Here is a 16,691-nt window from a genome sequence, read left to right as displayed (position 1 = left end):
GGTTGGGCATCCGCGGTGGCTCGCGTTCCTCAAGCCTCTTCTCTCCGGCATCTACACCGCGGACAACATGGACTACGTGCTGCGCGACTCCTACATGTGCGGCGTGGCCGTGGGGCCCATCGACATCGAGCGCGTCATCTACTACTCCTTCTTCACCGAGGAGGGCCTGACGCTGGACCGGAGCGGCACCCAGGCCCTCATCATGTTCCTCACCGCCCGGTTCTACATGGACACCAACGTCTACTACCACCGGACCACCCGGGGGATCGACCTGCATCTCAGAGAGATCTTCCGCGACACGATGCGGATCGTCTTCCCCTGGGACCTCAGGAAAGAGCTCCACCCCTACCTCCACCTGACCGAGTGGACGCTCCTGGAGGAGGTCGGACGCTAGCACGATTCTGACGACGCAGAGCGAAAGGCCTTGGGCCAGGAGTGGCGGCAGATCTTGGACCGCCGGCTCACGAAGACTGTGCCGGCTCTCCACCCGCGACAGATAGGGACCGACGGCGAAGGGGCCTCGGCGGAGCCAACGCGCTGCGGCTCACCAAGTTCGGCGCCTGATCAGGCCGGCCCTCTCCACGGAGCCGTGGAGTCCCATCGCCGTGTAAAACTTCCACGTGCGGTGTAAACCTTACATGCGCATCTGCGAAGAAAACTCCGAGCTCTATTTGGGACTCAGTCAAGGGCTCCAGGCAAAACAAAAAACCGGCGAGTTAGACGGGAACAGTCGACTGTCGCCTCTGGCACGAAGGTTGCCCTCACTAGTTTGCTTCCGCAGGGCCTTAGAGCTCCGGTTATGTGTCCTATACTCTCGCTCCTCTACAGCCTCTCGTGGACCCACCCCCGAGGGGCCCAGACGTTTGCTGACAGGTGCGGCGTGTCCTATCCGAGCCCCCAGGCCCGGGCGTTGCTCTACTCGAAACAGGCCGAGCCGGTCCGTCGCGGCGCCGCGTTTCTCACCCCTCTGGACGGCGAGCGGTGGATTGCCTTTTAGGTCGTGGGTCGCAACCCGGAAACCCGGGGCTCTACGTCTGTCCCGACTGCAAGACCCCCCTGGAAGAGGCGTACTGCGCGGCATGTCGCGTGGCCTACCCCGTGGCCGAAGGCATCCCGATCTTTTTGTCCCACGACCCCCGGTTCGCCTCCGCGAGGAGGGTCTCAGGGGCCTACGACTCGCTCTACTGCCGGCATCCACACCCCTGGAGGCGGGAGGGACGGGACTACGGCTTCTTCGGGTTCTTCGCGTCCCTGCTCGCGCGGTTCCCGGCCAACCGGTTCCTCGAACTCGGATGCGGCGAAGGCGACCTGCTGGCCGCGGTGACGGCGGGCGACAAATACGCGGTGGACCTCTCGCGGGTAGCCCTCGAGCTGACCAGGACGAAGACAGACGCGCACCTGAGCGTCGCCCTGGCCGAGCGACTTCCGTTTCCCGGTGAGTATTTCGATCTGGTGGCTGGCGTGGGGGTCATGGAGCATTTCCTGGATGTCCACGAGGCCATGCGGGAGATCTGGCGGGTGTTGAGGCCAGGAGGGCACTACGTCGCCCTGACCCACGTGACCCTGACCTTGGGGGAGCGCCTCGTCGGAAAACTTACGGAGTACGTGATGCCGAGGCCAAGGCCGGTGACGGCCCTTCGCTGGCTGATCGGGCGCTGGCAGGGCGCGGCACGGCCGGAGTTGGTGGAGCAGCCGATCCAGAATCGATACACCACCCGGGACGGGGCGCGATACTTTCGTGCGAGCGGGTTCCGCCTGCTGGACGTGATCCACACGCGAAGGTATCCGGGACTCCCCCTGTCGGGCCCGTGGGTGGTGATCTACATCGCGCGGAAATGACCGGGCACGACCTCGCACGTGGCGCGGCGCAGGCGTCGCCCTACAGTTTCCGCCGGCTCTCCCCGGTGGAGTTGCCCCGCCTCAATGAGTTCCACAACCGGTGTCGGGGGACGAGTCGTTCCGTGGAGGAGGCCGAGTGGCTCTATGAGCGGAACCCGTACGGCGAGACCATCATCCTTGCCGCCTTCGACCGGGACAGCGAGCTGGTAGGGATCAGACCCGCCGTCGCGTGGCGATTCTTTCGGATGGGGGAGGAGCGGCCGGCGTACCAGTTTGTCGACGCCGCGGTGGCACCCGAGCATCGGGGGCGGGGGGTCTTCCGCCATCTCGTGACGATGGTCTGCGCCCTGGCCGAGGAAGCGGAGGCCAGTCTCTTCTCCTTCCCTAACGAATCCTCCCTCTCGATCTACCTGGGAGTCCCGGCCCTCCACTGCCTCGGCCCCTGCGAGGTGCAGGCGAAAATCCTGTCGTGGTCGAGATACATGCGCTATCGGCTCACCCGCGACGCAGAGGACGCGGGGCACGGTGCCGTGGCGGCGGAGACCGCTCAGTTGGCGACAGGCCTGAGGGAGCGCGACGTGTCTCTGGAGCCCATCCGGGCCTTCGAGTCCGATTTCGAGGAGATCCATCACGACCTGGGCCGACGGGTGGCGAGCTTCACGCTGCGCCGGAGGGAGTTTCTGAACTGGCGCTACTTCGGGCGACCGCACACCCGGTACCACGTGGCGCTGATCCGCCAATCCGGCCGAACGCGAGGATACCTGGTCGTAAGGGTGCGGGACGCGATTGCCCATCTCGTCGACGTCTTCCTGGCGCCGGACTGGGAGGTCGCGCTGGCCGCCTCGCGGCTGGTGACGCGGTGGGCCGGGGCAATGGGCGCCATCGCCATCTACTTCACCGCGTCGCCGGGGAATTTCTTTCACCACGCCTTCCGCAGGGGTCGGCTGGTGCTGAAGAGGCGCTCTCAGCCGGTGGTGATCGATACGTCGACTCTGAACTCCCTGGCCTCGCGGCTCCGCCGCCGGGCAGGTCCAGGCGACTTCTACTTCGTCATGGGGGATAACGACGTTCTCTAGGCCAACGGGAGCGGGCCGGCCCCCCGACGCCGAAGGCGTGGGGAGCGGCCCCTCCGAGGCTCTCTAGCGTCGGGGCAGAGACCGATCGGGAGCCGGTGGTTAGCGCCTGCCGAAGGGGGAGCCTCCGGCAGCGAGCTGAGCCGCGCCGCTGCCCGCTCCGGCCAGGAGCTGGGCGAGCTCCTCGGGCATCGTGGTGCGGCTCATGGCCTCCTCGCGGGTGATGAGGCCCTTCTGCACCAGCTGGACCAGCGCCTGGTTCATCGTCTGCATCCCGTACTTGGCTCCGGCCTGGATCGCAGAGTAGATCTGGTGGATTTTTTCCTCGCGGATCAGGTTCCGGATGGCCGGGGTCATGACCATGATCTCCAGGGCGAGTACCCGTCCCCGGCCGTCGGCGCGCGGGAGCAGCGTCTGGGAGAGGACACCTTCGAGGACCAGCGAGAGCTGGGCGCGCACCTGGGCCTGCTGGTGGGGCGGGAAGACGTCGATGATCCGGTTTAGCGTCTGGGCGCAGGAGTTGGTGTGGAGCGTTGCGAAGGTCAGGTGCCCGGTCTCGGCGATGGTCAGGGCCGCCTGGATCGTCTCCAGGTCGCGCATCTCGCCGATCAGCACCACGTCAGGGTCCTGGCGGAGGATGAACTTGAGCGCGTTCTTGAAGGAGTGGGTGTCGGCCGCGATCTCCCGCTGGTTCACGACCGACCTCTTGTGCTTGTGGAGGAACTCGATCGGGTCTTCGATCGTCACGACGTGCTCGGCCCGCTCGTTGTTGATCTTGTCCACCACGGCGGCCAGCGTGGTGGACTTCCCCGAGCCCGTGGGTCCCGTCACCAGCACGAGGCCCTTGGGCCGCTCCGCCAACCGCTCGACGATGGCGGGAAGGCCCAGCGCCTCGAAGGAGCGGATCTTGGACGGGATCACGCGGATCGCCGCGGCCACGGCCCCGCGCTGGCGGTAGACATTGGCCCGGAAGTGGGCCAACCCTTGGATGCCGAAAGAGAGGTCCAGCTCGTTCTCTTCCTCGAACCTCTGCTTCTGCTCCTCGCTGAGCACGCTGTAGGCCAGCCGCTGGGTGTCCTGAGGCGTGAGGACTTCGAATTCGGTCAGCGGTCTCAGCTTGCCGTGTAACCGGATCTGCGGGTACGTGCCTGTGGTGATATGGAGGTCCGAGGCTCCGCGCTCGACTGCGACGGTCAGGAGGTCGTGCATTGTCGCGGCCATTGCTCACCGTCCCTTTGGTCGTCTCCCTCGCGACGCGATGCGAATGCTCCCACGCCTTATTTTTGTCGGGGATGCCCTGGAAGATCCAGTGAGGGAACGCCGGAGAAAGACTAGCGAAAACCCCTGCGGTCCGGGTCCGGAAAACACCCGAGGCCGGCCGGGGGCTCAGGAAACAGGGAGGACGCCCGCGAGATGTCGGGCAAGAGGAGCCGTGGGCCGCCCTACGCCAGGCGCGGGATCACCCGCTCGGCGAAGAGGCGCATGGAGCGCAGGACCCGCTCGTGCGGGATGTGCCCGCCCATGTTCATCCACGCCGAGAGCGTCGTGAAGCCGATGGCCTCCCGCAGGGCGAGGAGCTTGTCGGCCACGGCCTCGGGCGTGCCGTAGACCACGAGCTGGTCGAGGACCTCGTCGTAGGCGAGCGCCTCAAGCCGCCGGGCGCGCACCAGGCGCGCCTCCGCCGTCTGGCCGCTCTCGCTGGGCTGCTGGAGCGCGCGGGCGACCGAGCGGACGAAGTGCAGCGTGCTCGCCTCGGGCTCCTGGCGCGCGGCGGCGGCCGTCTCCGCCACGTAGACGGGGACGCTCAGGCCGATGTCTCCGTCGCCCGGGTGGGCGCCCGCGCGCCAGCCTTCCCCATAACCGCCGACGAAGCGGGAGACGTCCGCGATGGTGCTGGTCCGCACGGCCACGAAGATCGGCAGGCCCATGCGCCCGACCAGCCCGTAGGTCTCCTCCGTGGTCGCCGCCATTCGGATCGGCGGGTGGGGCTTCTGGTAGGGCTTGGGCATCACGCACACGTCGTGGAACGTGAAGTACTTGCCCGCGTGCGAGAACCGCTCCTGCGTCCACGCCTTGATCAGGATCTCCAGCGTCTCGGTGAAGCGGTCACGGCTCTCGCCGTAGGGGACGTTGAAGCCCGCATAGTGGCCGGGCAGGCCGCTCCGGCCCACGCCGAAATCGAGCCGGCCCTTGGAGAGGTGATCGACGGTCGCCACGTCCTCCGCCAGGCGCAGCGGCTGGCTCAGCGGCAGGACCTGGACGGCGATGCCGAGGCGGATGCGCGTGGTCCGGCTGGCGAGGGCCGCGGCGACCACCAGCGGCGACGACAGCACCGAGCGGTCCTTCTGGAAGTGGAGCTCGCCGAGCCAGACGGCGTCGAAGCCGAGCGCCTCCGCCGCCACCATCTGCGCCATCGCCTCGTCGAAGGCGGTTGCCTCGCTCGTCCGTGCCGGGCACTCGAACTCGGTGAACAGGCCGAAGCGCATGGGATCAAGGCCCTCTTCGAGTCTGCCGCCCGGCGACCGGGACTCGCAGCGTGTTGCGTCAACGCACGGGCAGAATACGGCGCGGACGAATCACCTGTCAAGGCGCCGCTGACGCTACCCCGGAGGCTGTATCGATCTTTGGACATTGACGGGGCGCAGCCCCTCGCCCACAATCCGCGCACCGTCGGTCGCGTGCGCTGTGTATGCCGACGCTGACGGGTCTGTGTGCTGGTGGCGCTCGGGCGTCGGGTCAGTGGGAGGCGGGTATGGGGAGCGGGAAACGGTTTCGGTTGGCGCGGTTGATCCATCAGAAGTCCGGAAGGGCGGTGCTCGTTGCCCTCGACCACGGGGTGACCGGAGGCCCGATCCCCGGGCTCGAGGTGCCGTGGAAGATCCTGCGGGCTGTGGCCGACGGGGGAGCTCAAGGGGTGATCGTCCATCGAGGCGTCGCCATCAGCGAGAGCGAGGGCCTCGAGGCCACGCTCCCCTGGATTCTCCAGCTTTCGGGCTCTACGGCCCTGAGTCTCGACCCTGATCACAAGGTGCTCGTCGCATCCGTGGAGGAAGCGGTTCGCCTCGGGGCTGATGCGGTCTCGGTCCACGTGAACCTCGGCGTGCCCCGCGACGGGGAGATGCTGCGGGACCTCGGGGAGGTGGCGGGACGGTGCCAGCAGTGGGGGATGCCACTCCTCGCGATGACGTACGTGCGTTGGGCCCGGGCCCAGCCCGGCTCGCCAGCCTCCGCGATCAAGCACGCGGCCCGTCTGGCGGCAGAGCTGGGGGCTGACCTCGTCAAGGTGAGCTACCCGGGCAGCCGCGAGGCGATGCTCGAGGTCGTTCACGGATGCTTCGTCCCGGTCCTGATCGCCGGAGGGGAGCGTGACCGGTCGGATCGGCGCGTGCTGGAGATGGTTGAGTCCGCGGTGGCCTGCGGGGCAGCGGGGGTCTGCATCGGCCGGAACGTCTTTCAGCATCCGGCGCCCCATCTCTTCCTCCGGGCGCTCGCCAAGATCGTTCACGATGGCGTGTCGGTCGAGGCCGCCATCGACCTGGCCAGCGAGTCGCCGGCTCTCGTCCACGCTCACGGCTGAGGGGCACGGCCGTGTCGTATCTGGAGCGGAGACTCCGCGGGCCGCGACCGGAGCTGGTCGAGCGGTATTTGCGGGAAGGCGAAAATCTGGTGGACCGGTGGTCCGGGGAGCGGCTGGCCGGTTACCAGCGTGAGGCCCTCTCCCGGATCCTGGTTCACGCGTGGCAGCGCAACCGGTTCTACCGGCGGAAGTTCGTCGCGGCGGGTGTCGATCCCACGTCCCTGGTCCTGCCCGAAGAGCTGCCGCGCGTGCCCCTGACCGGCAGGGAGGAGATCCGCGGGAAGCCCTGGGTGCTCCTCGCCGTTCCCCTGCATCAGGTCTCCCAGATTCATGTCTCCACGGGGACCACAGGCGGCGAGGAGATCTACATCCCCCACACCTGGGAGGATCTTCATGTCTTCAACCTGGGACCTGCCATGCGGCGGCTGGTCCCGGTGGGGATCGACGACGTGGTCGTCAATGCCCTCCCGTACGAGATGAGCTCGGCCGGTCTCGCCTTCCACCGGACGTTCCAGAAGGGTTGCGGCGCGCTGGTGGTGCCCACGGGCAAGGGCGGCTACTACTCGACGCCGGAGCGGACCCTCCGGGCGGCGGTCGATCTGGGCGCGACGATTCTGATCACCACCCCCTCCTATGCCGTACTCCTGGCCGAGGCCGCCGAGCGGGAGAAGATCGCCCTCGCCGAGATCCCTCTCCGGTTCCTCTGGTTGACCGGGGAGGGCTGCTCGCCCGCCTTCCGCGAGCGGGTCGAGGCACTCTGGGGCCACCCCGCGTATTTCTTCTACGGCTCCCTCGAAGCCGGGCCCATCGGCATCGAGTGCCCGGCGCGGAGCGGATACCACGTGGCCGCGGGGCACGTCTATGTCGAGATCGTCGACCCGGCGACGGCGACGCCTCTCGCGTCCGGAGAGGTGGGCGAGATCGTCGTCACGGAGCTGACGCGGCTGGCCTCGCCGGTGATCCGCTACCGGACCGGCGACCTCGGCTTCGTCGACGACCTCCCGTGTGGGTGCGGCGTCGCGCTCTGGAAGCTCCACCTCCGCGGCCGCGCGGGCGACCAGATTCAGGTCGGCGGCGCGGCCTACTCGCCGTACTACCTCGAGGAGCTCCTGATGCGAATTCCCGAGGCCGGCAACTGGTACGAGCTCCTGCCGAAGCCCGATCGCCTCTGCGTCAGGATCGAACCTGCGGCCGGCGTCCCGCCGACGGAGACCGTCCGGCGGGCCATTGAAAGCCAGCTCGAATACGCGATCGGGGTCGCCGTCGAGGTCCGGTTCGTTGCCGAGCTTCCCCGGAGCGGGGGAAAGACCGTGCGGGTGATCCACGAAGAGCCGTGCCCGAACCTCGGCTGATCGCGGAGGGTGCCATGTCCTTTCTGCTCGAGAAGTCTCTGGCCTCAGCGTCGCGGCTCCATCAGGTCGCGACCCATGCCTACTATCGGAATCCGTTCTACCGGGAAAAGTTCATGAAGGCGGGCGTGACTCCCGACCAGATTCACCGTCCTGAGGACCTGTCGTTGCTCCCGTTCACGGACCGGGAGGAACTGGAAGGAGATCCCTGGATCCTCCTGTCGGTCCCCAAGGACCAGCTCGCCCAGGCCCATCTCTCAACCGGGACCAGCGGCAGGCTGCCGCTCTACGTGTTCTTCAACTGGGAGGATCTGTACGTTCGCGGGCTCATGCCGCTCCTGTCCGAGGCGCCCGCGGCGCGGCTCCTGGGAATCGCCCAAGGGGAGATCGTGTTCAACGCCCTTCCGTACGAGGTGAGCGTGACCGGCCTGGCGATCCATCGGGCTCTCCAGGATGGGATCGGCGCGTGCGTGGTGCCGGTGGGGAAAGGCGGGTTCTACGCCGATCCTGCCAAGACGCTGAAGCTGATGCGCGCCCTCGGGGGCGATCACCTGTTCACGACCCCGTCCTACGCCCTGCACCTGGCAGAGCTCGCCGGGGGCTCGGGGATCAGCATCCCGGGGGAGATCAGGTTGAGATCCCTCTGGCTCATCGGCGAGCCGTGCTCTCGGGCGCTGCGGCGTCGCATCGAGGATCTCTGGGGGTGTCCTGCCTTCCTCTACTACGGATCGCTGGAGTGCGGGCCCGTCGGCCTTGAGTGTTCGATGCGGGACGGCTATCACGTGGCCTCCAACTTCGTCCACGTCGAAGTCGTTCCAGGCGCGGATGTGCCGGACGCCGACGCGGACCCTCCCGTGGGCGAGGTCGTCGTCACCGTGCTGTGGCGGCAGGCTTCCCCGCTCTTGCGGTTTCGGACGGGGGATCTGGGGTGCTGGGAGCCGTCAGCCTGTCGCTGCGGGATCCCGGGCCCGCGGCTGCGCCTCCGCGGGCGCGCGGAGGACGTGGTCGCAGCCGTCGAGCCGCCCCGCTTCGCCCTGGACATCGAGGAGGTGCTGCTGGCTCTCCCGGGGGTGAGCCCCTGGTACCGGCTCAAACCCGAGGCCGGCTCGGTGCGCGTGCTGCTGCCCGGGCCACCGATCGAGGATCGAGGGTCGCTCAGCGAGTCGATCCGGGCCGAGCTCCACCGACGCTTCGGCCTCGCCTGTTCCGTGGAGTTCGTCCCGGACCTCGGGTACTCCGGGGGGAAGCTCCTCAGGGTGATCGGGGAGCAATCGGGAGGCGGGCCGTGATCGTTGACGGCCACGCTCACGTGACCGAGGACGGCTACGGTTCACCGGAGCTGCTGGCCGCCCAGATGGCGCAAGCGAACATCGATCGGGCCGTCCTGGTGCCGGGGGGCATGATCGACGTGAGGAAGATGACCCGCTACCTCACCGGCGCGGAGCCGATCCACGCGACGGCGATTCCGAACCAGCTCGTCGAGCGCCTGATCCGGCAGAGGCCGGAAAAATTCTTGGGGTTCTACTGCGTCAACCCCCACGAGGGCGACACCGCTGTGGCGGAGTTCGAGCTGGCCGTCCGGCGGGGATTCCGCGGTCTCAAGCTCGCCCCCCTCGTGCACCGCTTCTCCCTCACGTCGAGGACGGTTCTCGACCTGGCCGCTGCGTGCGGGGCGCTCGGCGTTCCCCTCTACACCCACGTCGTCTACCATCCCGGAGCGTGCACCGAGAAGATGGGACTGCTGGCGGGGCAGTTCTCCGGCACCGTCTTCATCCTCGGTCACATGGGGTTCGGCCCCGCCGACATGGACGCGATCGAGCTGGCGGCCCGGCACGACAACCTCTTTCTGGAGACGTCTGGTGGATCCTACCTGATCCTCAAGGCGGCCCTGGAACGGCTGGGCCCCGGGAAGCTGATCTTCGGCTCCGAGTTCCCGCTCCACCACCCGCAGGTCGAGCTGGAGAAGCTCGATCTGCTGCTCCGCGGCCCGGCGTTCGAGCAGGTGACCTCGACGAACATGCTGGCGCTCGTGGCCTGAAGCGGGCGAAGGGGTGCCGATGCAAGCGCTGAGGGTTCCGGAGGTGTGGCTCGATTTGACCGGCCTGCCGGCTGTCGAGCCGCAGGCGCTGGCGACGGCGCTCCACTCCCCCGTCACCGCGCTTCTCATGCGCCCGCCCCAGGCGGCCTCCGTGGACATTCCCGCGCGCGTGCGCCGCGGCTGGCTGGTCTCCGACGCGGGAGAGCTGGCCGAGGTCGCGGGCCGGGGCGAGGTCGTCCTGTGCCGCTCGCGCGACCTCGCGGAGCAGGCCAGGAGCCGCGGGAACCCGGTCGGAGTCGTGTGTCGGGTCAGCGATGACGGGACCCTGGAGGAAGCCTGCCAGCTCCTCGAGCAGGTCGACTACCTCTTCGTCGCGCTCGAGGAGCAGACCAACATCCCCCTGGAGCTGATCCTGGCGCGCGCCCAGTCCACGCGGGCGCGGGTGATCAAGACCGTGGAGACCGCCGAGGAGGCGCTGGTGGCCCTCGGGGTGCTCGAGCACGGCTGTCACGGGATCCTCCTGGCGCCCGGTGATCCCGCGACCGTGGCCGGGATCGCTCATGAGCTGAGCGCGCGGCCCACCCATCGTCTGGAGCTGGTGGAGATGCAGGTCGTCCGGCTCCAGTACGCGGGGATGGGACACCGCGCCTGCGTCGATACCACGACCCTGATGGCGGAGGACGAGGGGATGGTCGTGGGCTCCACCTCCGGTGGGGGCATCCTGGTCTGCTCGGAGGTTCACCCGCTCCCCTACATGAATACGCGACCGTTCCGCGTGAACGCCGGAGCGATCCACTCCTACCTCTGGGGACCGCGGGAGATGGCCGAGTATCTGACTGACCTGAGAGCCGGCTCGGAGGTGCTCGCGGTGCGCACCTCGGGGGAGGCGAGGACAGTCGGGGTCGGGCGGGTGAAGATCGAGATCCGCCCGCTGCTGAGGATCGAGGCGGTGGGCGGCGCCGCCGTCGTGAATCTCTTCGCCCAGGATGACTGGCATGTGCGGATCTTCGGCGCTGACGGGGCACCCCGCGGCGTGACGACGCTGAGGCAGGGGGAGAGGGTCCTCGGCTATGTCTGCGAGCCGGGAAGGCACGTCGGGATCAAGGTGACCGAGACGATCGTCGAGCAGTGAGGGCGACGGCCGTGCGGGGAATCGGGGTCTTCCTGCTGGTGCTTTCGGTCATGCTCGGCGCTGATGAACCGTCGGCGGACCTTCCGGACGAGGCCCGCCGGTTGCTCGAGGCCGGCGAGTCGGCCTTTGACGCCGAGGCGCTGGGGAGGGCCCGAAGCCTATTCGATCAGCTTGCCCGCTCGGGGGTCCCGTCTCCCTCCGTTCCCTACTACCAGGCCAGGGTCGCCCTCGCCCTGGTCGGCATCCACGCGTGGCGCAAGGAAACGGACAGGGCCCTCGGCGAGATCGACCAGGCCATCGCTTCGGCCAGGACTGCCATCCAGCAGCTCCCTCAACACTCCGACGCTCACCGGATCCTCGGTGAGGCCTACGGGCGGCTTATCAGCCTCAAGGGCGGGATGACCGGGGTGCTGTACGGTCGGCGATCCTACAACGAGCTCGCCCTGGCCCTGAAGCTCGATCCCGACAACCCGCGCGCCGCCCTGGCCATGGGGATCTGGAAGCTCCGGACCCCGAAGCTCTTCGGGGGAGATCCCGACGAGGCGGTCCGGCATTTCCAGAAGGCGATCCAGCTCGAGGCCGCGAGCGTTCAGGCCCGGGTCTGGCTCGGGATCGCGCTGAGAGAGCGGGGGCAGCGGGCGGAAGCCCGTGAGGTTCTCGAGCGAGCCGTGGCACTCCAGCCACAAAACGTCTGGGCTCGGAGCGAGCTGGACCGGCTTCGCTGATGCCTGTCGCGCGGCGGGTGGCGTGGTGGGTTCTAACGCTCCCCGAGCACACGCGCATTGCCTGGCGCAACGTGTTGAGGAACAAGCGACGGACAGCCATCACCGTCTCCGCGATCGCCTCCGGCTCCGTCGCCCTGATCACGTTCGGCGGATACATGGATTACGCGTTCTGGGGGCTTCGGGAGACGACCATCCGGAACCACCTGGGTCACCTGCAGATCGCCAGGACGGGGCACGCCGAGAAGCGCCTCTCCCACCCGATGTCCGTCCTCCTCGAAGGATCGCAAGCCGAGGCGGTGGAGCGGATCCTCCTCGGATGGTCCGAGGTCGAAGGGGTGTCCCGGCGTCTCGAGATCAGCGGGCTCATCGGGAACGGGGAGACCACGCTGCCGTTCGTGGGGCGGGGGATGGAACCGGAGAAGGAGGGTGCGGCCCTGTCCTTCCTGACCATCGCGAGCGGCGCGCCCCTGGCAACCTCTGCAGCCCGCGAGATCCTGGTCGCCAAGGGCCTCGCGGCGGCCCTCGACGTGAAGGCCGCCGACAGGGTAATCCTGCTCACGACGACCCTGGGGGGCACGATCAACGGGATGGATGTCACGGTGGCCGGCACCTTCGAGACCGGTGCCGAGGACTTTGACCAGCGGGCGATCCTTCTGCCGCTCCCGATGGCCCAGCGGCTCGTCCAGAGCGACCGGGTGGACAGGGTCGTCGTGCTGTTGACGGACACCGACTTGACGGATCCCGTCGCCCGGCGCCTGAGCGACGAGATCGAGCGGGGCGGGTGGCCCCTGGAGGTCCGGCGCTGGACCGAGCTGGCCAGCTTCTACCATCGCGTGGTCCGGGTCTACGAAGGGATGTACCGGTTCGTCCGAGTCGTCATCGCCCTCATCGTCGTCTTGAGCATCCTGAACACGATGCTGATGGCGATCTTCGAGCGGACGCGGGAGATCGGGACGCTCATGGCGCTCGGAGTCGGCCGTCCCGTCGTGGCGGAGCTCTTCCTCCTCGAGGGGCTGCTCGTCGGCCTGGTCGGGGCAGCGCTCGGCACCGTGGCCGGCGTCGGCACCTGCCATCTGATGAACGCCCTCGGCGGGATCGCCATGGCGCCGCCGCCCGGGGCCTCCAGAGGCTACGTCGTGTTTCTCAACGTCGTTCCCCGCGTGCTGCTCCTCACCTTTGCCTCGTCGGTGCTGACCGCGCTCGTTTCCAGCCTCTACCCCGCGCTGCGGGCCTCGCGGATGCGCGTGGCGGCGGCCCTTCGCTACACCTGAGGCGCGATGCCGCACGTCGCGGTCCGGGACATCGTCAAAACCTACCGGCTGGGCCGCACGCTCGTCCCCGCGCTCAGGGGGATCTCGCTGGAGGTGGGCCGGGGTGAGTTCGCGGCCGTCGTCGGCCCCTCGGGGAGCGGGAAATCGACGCTCCTCCACCTGATCGGAGGCCTCGACCGGCCCGATTCTGGCGAGATCACCGTGGACGGGCAGCGCCTCGCCACCCTGTCTCCGCACGGGCTGGCGCGCTTTCGGGCGGGGACGGTCGGCTTCGTCTTTCAGTTCTTCAGCCTGCTCCCGGTGCTGACGGCGTACGAGAACGTCGAGTACCCGCTGCTCTTCCAGGCGGTCGCGCGCGCGACGCGGCGACGCCGGGTCGAGGAGGCTCTGGAGCGCGTGGGGTTGGCGGCTCACGCCCGTCACCGCCCGGACCAGCTCTCCGGTGGCCAGCAGCAGCGGGTGGCGATCGCGCGCGCCTTGGTCACCAGCGCCCGGCTGATCCTGGCCGATGAGCCGACCGCCAACCTGGACTCTCGAACGGGCGAGGCCATCATCGATCTCCTGGAGGAGGCTCGACGAGACCGGGGCACGACGTTCGTCATGGCGACCCACGATCCGGGTCTTGTCAGGCGCGCCGGCCGGGTCGTGCGCGTGCAGGATGGACGGGTTCTCGGGCCGTGAAGCGTTCCGTCGGCTGGGCCCGGGTCCTGGGTGGCGTTGTCGCCGCGCTGGTCTGCCCGGCCGGCCTTGACCCCGCGGCCGCCCTGACCGCGGCCGAGATCGTCAGGCAGGCGGACCGGATCAGGGCCCCCGGGCCGTCGTTCTCCTTCGAGCTGGCCATTGTCACTCCAACCGGGACCGAGCAGGAGCCCAACGCGCGACTGGCGGCGTCCGTGAAGCTGCCGGACAAGAGCCTGGCCAGGTTTGTGTTCCCGCCGGCTGACCGCGGGAAGATCCTTCTGATGGTGGGCCCCAACCTCTGGGTGTACCTCCCGGCCACCGACCGGCCGCTCAGGATCTCGCCCCAGCAGCGCCTCCTCGGCGATGTCTCCCACGCCGACGTGATGCGGGTGAACTTCGGGGGCGACTACGTCCCGGCCCTCGACGGTGACGATCAGGTCGAGGGACGCGCCTGCCACGTCCTGGAGCTGCGCGGGGTGGTGGAAGGGGCCACCTACCACCGGATCCGCTACTGGGTCGAGCGCGAGACGTTTCTCCCGGTGAAGGCCGAGTTTTATGCCATCACGGGCCTTCTCCTGAAAACCGCCCGCTACACGCGGTATCGGGAGGTGCTTGGCGCTCTCCGACCGACGGAGGTTCAGATCCGCGACGCGGTGCGGGCTGACGCGCTCTCGCGGATGATCTACTCCAAGCTGCGGCTGGAATCGCTGAGGGACGAGATCTTCCACCCCACCTACCTCAAATTCCTCCGCTGAATGTGTTCTGTGCCGTTGGCGTGGTTCTCGCACTCCTCCTGTGGGCGCCCGCCGCGCTGGCCCTCGACTGGTCGTGGGGGGGCACCCTCAGGCTCGATGGCGCATACCAGGCTTCCAACGAGCGCAGCCTGCTGAACCCCGGCGGCCGGCTCTTCGATGTTGCTTCCGGGATCGGCCAGGGTGTCCTCGATCTCAGGCTCGACGCGGGTCCGCATCCGGCGCTCGACTTCGCGCTCGTAAACCGGGCCATCGGGACGATCACCGAACACGGCGACGGCGTGGACAACATTCTGGAGGATGCCTACGTGGTCTACCGGATGTCTCCCCATCTCCTGATCGAGGTCGGAAAGGAACGGGTTCGGGAGGGAGTCGGGTATGCCTGGAATCCGGTTGACTTCTTTCGGACCCGTGCGGCGGCCGCGCTCAGCCAGGATCCCAAGGAGCAGCGGGACCACCGCCGCGGCCACTACCTCGTCAGGGCAGAGGCGAGGGCGGGACGGCGCGGCCTGGCGGTCGTCTACGCTCCCGAGCTGGACGGCCTCGATACCGAGGGGGTCTCGAATACCGTGGAGCAGTTCTGGGCCCGCGGGAGCGACCTCGTTGCCGGCACTGACGTCGCGCTCTATCTCTACCGGGGCCGCGAATGGCAGGGCGGGGTCTCGCTCGCGCGGGTCTTCGGGGACGCGCTGGAGCTTCACTTCGAGGGGATCCTCCGACGCATGCGATCGAGAGAGCTGCCAGCCTTCGTTGCCCCGAGCGGCCGGCCCGGAGCCGTGCCTGTGCCGCTCTGGCAAGAGCGGCGGCTCCACCGGCTGGTCGGCGAAACCCTCCTCGGCGCCCAGTACACCTTTCCGAGCGGCGTGAACCTGATCGCGGAGTACTTCTACAACGGTGACGGGCTGACCGGGCGGGAGCGGGAGACCGTCTTCGACGGGCTCAGCCTGGCCCGGAGCTTTCAGGACGGCGGGAACGCGCGTGTCTCCGGCCCGCCCGATCTCCCGCGGATCTTCCTGTTGCGTGCGAATCAGCTCCTGACGCCGGGCGAGAGCGGCCAGCACTATGCCTTCGTCAGGGCGAGCGGGTCTCTGCCGCCGGGCAGCGAGCTCGCGCTGTCGGGGTTTCTCCTCCTGAACCTTCAGGACGGGAGCGGAACGCTGAGCGGCGAGGCGCGCTACCGGCTGGCGCGTGACCTGGAAGGGGTACTCACCCTCGACTTCTTCTACGGCTCGCCGCGGAGCGAGTTCGGCAGCCTCCCGCTCGGGAGCGTCGTCCGCGCGTCGCTCCGGTATTCGTTTTAGCCCAGATTATCCATGAAGCTCGAGATTGATCCCGGGCGCCAGCGGGTCCTGCCGCCGCGGACAGCCCCACGGTGCTCGCTCCCGCCAAGCACGAGCTTGCACACTGCTTCTGGCGACACCTCGTAGCACGGCGGTGTTTACGCGGTGCGCTGCGCGCCGTGGGGCGCCCCGTCCGCGGCGTCACCCGCTGGCTCCCGCCGCCGAAGCAGCCGCTTGCTCCCGACAATCACGACCCGGTGAGGCCGATCTCACTCGACGCCCACTCGACGCCCAGAGGAACTTTTGCCTCCTGACCTCGTTCCCGACGTCATCCCTGTAAACTAGCTCCCCGGTATGCAGGTCGTATTCAGGGATTTAGGCGCTCCGCTCCCGTGCGACATGCCTCGTGAGCACATCGTTGATGAGGGACTGGTAGCCCAACCCTCGCCGCTTGGCCTCCCGCCGCACGGCGTCGAGGACCTGGGGATCGATCCGAATGGCGATCAGTCGCCTGGCCTCAGCCCCCAAGGGGGGCCGCCCCACGCGGCGCATCGCTCGGAGCTGGGCGGGGGAAGTCTCCGGGATGTCGGAGAAGTCAATCCCGGGACGCCGCCGCATAGGCCGCCCGCTCTTTCCGGCTCGCCCGGCGCGCGCTGATGATGCGGATACTTTCGCCATCGTCTCGCCTCCTAACGGTATAGGCCACGATGAGCACGGGGCCCGTCGCCGCGCGGCCCAGTCGCAGGAATCGTGACTCCTTCTCGGAGTGACGCAGATCTGGGCCGTCCAGGGCATCCGGATCGCCGAACACGGTCGCCGCCTCTTCAAACGAGACCCCGTGCTTGGTGCGGTTGACCGCGGCCTTCCGCGCGTCCCACTCCAACATACTTCAGTATATACGAAACTCGAGTGGAGGGCCCTCTAAGTAGTTAGCTGAGCGCGTGAGACAGACAGGATGACCGCTTTATGACCGC

18 protein-coding genes are annotated in these 16,691 nt (G+C 68.3%); 14 read left to right on the top strand and 4 right to left on the bottom strand.

Annotated elements, in window-relative coordinates:
- The 4 genes from HY726_21245 to HY726_21230 all read left to right on the top strand — a co-directional run.
- Positions 1–394, top strand: a 394-nt coding sequence (locus HY726_21245; GenBank protein MBI4611524.1) for a metal-dependent phosphohydrolase, incomplete at its 5' end; no start/stop codon positions are given.
- A 405-nt stretch (positions 395–799) separates the two neighbouring features.
- Positions 800–997 (top strand): hypothetical protein, encoded by a 198-nt coding sequence (locus HY726_21240; protein MBI4611523.1) that lies wholly within the window; start codon positions 800–802, stop codon positions 995–997.
- Between the two features lie 89 nt (positions 998–1,086).
- Entirely contained in the window at positions 1,087–1,839 is a 753-nt protein-coding gene (locus tag HY726_21235) for a class I SAM-dependent methyltransferase (GenBank protein MBI4611522.1), read from the top strand.
- Complete coding sequence (locus HY726_21230; protein ID MBI4611521.1) at positions 1,836–2,915, top strand: GNAT family N-acetyltransferase; 1,080 nt, start codon at positions 1,836–1,838, stop codon at positions 2,913–2,915. The genes HY726_21235 and HY726_21230 overlap by 4 nt, the downstream gene beginning before the upstream one ends.
- Positions 2,916–3,014: 99 nt before the next feature.
- Here HY726_21230 and HY726_21225 read toward each other — a convergent pair whose 3' ends face one another.
- Together HY726_21225 and HY726_21220 are read right to left on the bottom strand one after the other, a co-directional pair.
- Positions 3,015–4,133 (bottom strand): type IV pilus twitching motility protein PilT, encoded by a 1,119-nt coding sequence (locus HY726_21225; protein ID MBI4611520.1) that lies wholly within the window; start codon positions 4,131–4,133, stop codon positions 3,015–3,017.
- Positions 4,134–4,354: 221 nt separating this feature from the next.
- A complete protein-coding gene (locus HY726_21220) occupies positions 4,355–5,398 on the bottom strand; it encodes an LLM class flavin-dependent oxidoreductase (GenBank protein MBI4611519.1) in 1,044 nt (347 codons plus the stop codon).
- A gap of 266 nt (positions 5,399–5,664) precedes the next feature.
- On the opposite strand from HY726_21220, the gene HY726_21215 reads away from it, so the two are divergent.
- The 10 genes from HY726_21215 to HY726_21170 are packed head-to-tail and all read left to right on the top strand — an operon-like array spanning position 5,665 to position 15,738.
- Positions 5,665–6,489: a class I fructose-bisphosphate aldolase family protein gene (locus tag HY726_21215; GenBank protein MBI4611518.1), complete on the top strand. Its 825-nt coding sequence runs from the start codon at positions 5,665–5,667 to the stop codon at positions 6,487–6,489.
- Between the two features lie 11 nt (positions 6,490–6,500).
- Positions 6,501–7,841 carry a phenylacetate--CoA ligase family protein gene (locus HY726_21210; GenBank protein ID MBI4611517.1) on the top strand — a complete coding sequence of 447 codons (1,341 nt, stop codon included), beginning with the start codon at positions 6,501–6,503 and terminating at the stop codon, positions 7,839–7,841.
- Between the two features lie 14 nt (positions 7,842–7,855).
- Positions 7,856–9,127, top strand: a complete 1,272-nt coding sequence (locus HY726_21205) for a phenylacetate--CoA ligase family protein (GenBank protein ID MBI4611516.1) — start codon at positions 7,856–7,858, stop codon at positions 9,125–9,127.
- Entirely contained in the window at positions 9,124–9,876 is a 753-nt protein-coding gene (locus HY726_21200; protein ID MBI4611515.1) for an amidohydrolase family protein, read from the top strand. The genes HY726_21205 and HY726_21200 overlap by 4 nt, the downstream gene beginning before the upstream one ends.
- Positions 9,877–9,895: 19 nt before the next feature.
- On the top strand, positions 9,896–11,008 hold the full coding sequence (locus HY726_21195) for a 3-dehydroquinate synthase (GenBank protein ID MBI4611514.1): 1,113 nt from the start codon (positions 9,896–9,898) through the stop codon (positions 11,006–11,008).
- Positions 11,005–11,733 (top strand): tetratricopeptide repeat protein, encoded by a 729-nt coding sequence (locus HY726_21190; GenBank protein MBI4611513.1) that lies wholly within the window; start codon positions 11,005–11,007, stop codon positions 11,731–11,733. Before HY726_21195 ends, HY726_21190 begins: the two co-directional genes overlap by 4 nt.
- Positions 11,733–13,004 (top strand): ABC transporter permease, encoded by a 1,272-nt coding sequence (locus HY726_21185; protein MBI4611512.1) that lies wholly within the window; start codon positions 11,733–11,735, stop codon positions 13,002–13,004. The genes HY726_21190 and HY726_21185 overlap by 1 nt, the downstream gene beginning before the upstream one ends.
- A 6-nt stretch (positions 13,005–13,010) precedes the next feature.
- Positions 13,011–13,685, top strand: coding sequence for an ABC transporter ATP-binding protein (locus tag HY726_21180; GenBank protein MBI4611511.1), 675 nt, complete (start codon positions 13,011–13,013; stop codon positions 13,683–13,685).
- Positions 13,682–14,440: an outer membrane lipoprotein-sorting protein gene (locus tag HY726_21175; GenBank protein MBI4611510.1), complete on the top strand. Its 759-nt coding sequence runs from the start codon at positions 13,682–13,684 to the stop codon at positions 14,438–14,440. The genes HY726_21180 and HY726_21175 overlap by 4 nt, the downstream gene beginning before the upstream one ends.
- A gap of 20 nt (positions 14,441–14,460) precedes the next feature.
- On the top strand, positions 14,461–15,738 hold the full coding sequence (locus HY726_21170) for a hypothetical protein (protein ID MBI4611509.1): 1,278 nt from the start codon (positions 14,461–14,463) through the stop codon (positions 15,736–15,738).
- Positions 15,739–16,092: 354 nt separating this feature from the next.
- Here the strand turns inward: HY726_21170 and HY726_21165 are convergent, their stop codons facing one another.
- Both HY726_21165 and HY726_21160 read right to left on the bottom strand, forming a co-directional pair.
- Positions 16,093–16,335 carry a BrnA antitoxin family protein gene (locus HY726_21165; GenBank protein MBI4611508.1) on the bottom strand — a complete coding sequence of 81 codons (243 nt, stop codon included), beginning with the start codon at positions 16,333–16,335 and terminating at the stop codon, positions 16,093–16,095.
- Positions 16,313–16,603: a BrnT family toxin gene (locus HY726_21160; GenBank protein ID MBI4611507.1), complete on the bottom strand. Its 291-nt coding sequence runs from the start codon at positions 16,601–16,603 to the stop codon at positions 16,313–16,315. Before HY726_21160 ends, HY726_21165 begins: the two co-directional genes overlap by 23 nt.
- Positions 16,604–16,691 lie beyond the last annotated feature (88 nt).

The sequence above is a fragment of the Candidatus Rokuibacteriota bacterium genome (assembly GCA_016209385.1).
GTDB lineage: Bacteria > Methylomirabilota > Methylomirabilia > Rokubacteriales > CSP1-6 > JACQWB01.
Note: the sequence above shows the minus strand (reverse complement) of the source record. Positions and strands in the feature narration are given on the sequence as shown.